The sequence below is a fragment of the Paraburkholderia sp. BR10882 genome (genome assembly GCF_040948855.1).
Lineage (GTDB): Bacteria > Pseudomonadota > Gammaproteobacteria > Burkholderiales > Burkholderiaceae > Paraburkholderia > Paraburkholderia nodosa_A.
The window spans coordinates 1-2,838 of sequence record NZ_JBFPKP010000048.1 but is presented as its reverse complement, the minus strand read 5'-3'; the positions used below and the strand labels follow the sequence as shown (position 1 = coordinate 2,838).

Below are 2,838 nucleotides of genomic sequence, written 5' to 3'. Positions count from 1 at the left end.
GAACCTGTCCGCATTTTTGTGGGCGAGGCGGTTAAAAAAAACGCTACCCGCGCGCCCGCGTAAACCGCTCGCCAAACAGGATGGCAAACTGGTTCATCGCAGATTTCCAGTCATAGGCATGGCGCACGGACTTTGCAAGCACGTTTCGTAATGCCAGCCACAGCAGCTTGATGGCCGCTTCGTCATTGGGGAAGTGCCCGCGCGTCTTGATGATCTTGCGCAACTGCATGTTCAGGCTCTCGATGGCGTTCGTCGTGTAGATGACCCGGCGTATTTCTGGTGGAAACACGAAGAACGGCGTGACGTTCTCCCACGCACGCCGCCAGGATTGCACAATGGTCGGATATCGGGTGCCCCATGGGCCTGCAGCGAATGCCTCAAGCGCCTGCTGCGCGGCCTGCCCGCTTGCGGCCGTGTAGATCGGGCGCAGCGCCGCGGCGATAGCCTTCCGGTCCTTGTAACTCGCGTATTCCAGGCTGTTGCGTATCAGATGCACGATGCAGGTCTGCACGGCGGTGCGCGGGTAGGCCGTGCCAATCGCATCGGCGAGCCCCTTGAGGCCATCGACCACGGCGATCAGGATGTCCTGGCAGCCGCGCGTCTTGAGTTCATTGAAGACCTTGAGCCAGAACTTCGCGCCTTCGGTGTGCTCGATCCACAAGCCCAGTACGTCACGCTGGCCGTCGGCCTGAATGCCCAGCGCGAGATACACGGCCTGGTTGCTCACCACGCCGTCGCTGCGGATCTTTACGCGAAGCGCATCAAAGAATACGACCGGATACATCGGTTCGAGCGGTCGGTTTTGCCAGGCGAGTGTCTCGGCCATCACCTCGTCGGTGACCGAGCTGATGAAGTCGGGCGACACCTGCGTTCCGTAGCTTTCGGCCAGAAACGCCTGGATTTCGCGTACGCTCATGCCCCGCGCGTACATGGCGATGATGCGCTCATCAAAGCCGGTAAAGCGGCGTTCGTGTTTGGGAATCAGTATCGGCTCGAAACTGCCGTCACGGTCACGTGGCAGATCGACCCTGAGTGGACCGTGGTCCGTGATGATGGTTTTGCCACTGGCACCGTTACGCTCGTTGGTCTGGCCATCCGGCCTGGGATCGCCGGATGGATACCCCAGATGCAGCTTCATTTCGGCGCCCATCGCGCGTTCAATGACGGCCTTGTTGAAGGCGAGCATCAGGTCCTTGACCTGCGCGGGTGTCATCGGCCCCTTGACCAGTTCGTCCAGCAGCCCTTCAGGCAAGGCAGGCAGCGGCCCTCGGGCCGCTGCCTGCGAAGCGACAGTGCGTCGTTTCTGTTTCTTGTCCATCGGCATATCCATGATTTTTACCTCTCATGATATGCCTCGCCCACAAAATGGCTACAAGGGCTCCCCGTCGGTTGCAAACCCAACGTTGCTTTGATGTCTTTACGTACTGCGCTGCTTCGCTGGTGTAAGTGAGAAGGTGAAGGACTGCAATGCTACAAACGGTCATATTGGACCAATGGTCCGGACCCTGATGAAAGACGCGCGCGAGGACCTCGTTCGGATATCGGGATTGAGCTCCCTGTATTTTGTCCAGGTACGCCCCGCGCGGGTCCAACCCGCTTCACATCACCGCTGGCAGTGCAAAGTGATCTTTTATCCAGTCATGTGTACTATCGTGGTGTTCGTGTTAGTTGTTGGCAGATTAGCTCCGCACGTCACGCTGCCACTGGCTCGCGCCTGAAGTCGCCGCCGTACTTCAGAACTGCCCAGGCCATCCGCGCATTCTTGGCTGCGATGGCGACTGCTGCCCGCCAGTAACCGCGGCGCTCCACCAGGTTCCTGGCCCACCTGCTGAACCGGTCTTGCTTGTCGCCCAGGTTGGCCATCACGGCACGAGCTCCCAGGACCAGCAGACTACGCAGATACGCGTCGCCTGTTTTCGTGATGCTGCCCAGCCGGGCTTTGCCGCCACTGCTGTGCTGTCCTGGTGTCAACCCAAGCCACGCCGCGACCTGTCGGCCATTCCGGAAGTCATGCCCGGCACCAATGCTGGCCAGCAAAGCGCTGGCCGTGGTTGGACCGATGCCACGTAATTGCATCAGCCGCTTGCTGCGCTCATCTTCCCGGGCAATCTCGCCAATCGCGCGGTCATATTCGCCCAGCCGGTCCTCGATGTCGCCAGCATGCTCGAGCAAATCGCTGATGCACCGCCGCGCCCAGCCGGGCAACGAGTCAAGGTGAGTCGCGATGTCTAGCCGTAGCTTTTCCGGGCTCTGCGGTAGAACCACTCCGAACTCCGAGAGCAGGCCACGCAACCGGTTGTAGGTCGCTGTTCTTTCCTCGACAAATCCCTGTCGCGTCCGATGCAGGCAAAGCGTAGCCTGCTGATGCTCGTCCTTGAGCGGCACAAAACGCATGCTGGGTCGCGTCACCGCCTCGCAAATAGCGGCCGCATCAGCCGCGTCGTTTTTGCCGCGCTTGCCGGACATCCGGTAGGGAGCGACCAGCTTTGGCGCCATCAATCTCGCTGTATGGCCGCACTTCTGGAACACGCGTGCCCAGTAGTGTGCTCCCGAGCACGCTTCCATACCGATTACGCACGGCGGCAATTGGACGATCAATGCACTCAGCTGGTCGCGAGATACACGAGGTTTGATGAGCACCGCTTTGCCGGCGTCATCCACGCCGTGGACGGCAAACACGTTCTTGGCAAGATCGATCCCGACGGTGACAATTGGCATGGACTTCCCCTCCTGTTGGCGTTGATGTAGTTCGACACTCCATCATGGCACTTCGATGCCGACTCGCGGCTTCCGCCGCAGCCTCGGGACGGGGAAGTCCCTTTCATTCGGATAGGTCCG

2 protein-coding genes are annotated in these 2,838 nt (G+C 60.3%); both read right to left on the bottom strand.

Annotated features, from left to right (window positions below; genetic code table 11):
* Positions 1–43: 43 nt before the first annotated feature.
* Complete coding sequence (locus AB3X99_RS40805) at positions 44–1,318, bottom strand: IS256 family transposase (protein WP_368662059.1); 1,275 nt, start codon at positions 1,316–1,318, stop codon at positions 44–46.
* A 374-nt stretch (positions 1,319–1,692) separates the two neighbouring features.
* Positions 1,693–2,718: an IS110 family transposase gene (locus tag AB3X99_RS40800; protein WP_368662058.1), complete on the bottom strand. Its 1,026-nt coding sequence runs from the start codon at positions 2,716–2,718 to the stop codon at positions 1,693–1,695.
* Positions 2,719–2,838: the final 120 nt, after the last annotated feature.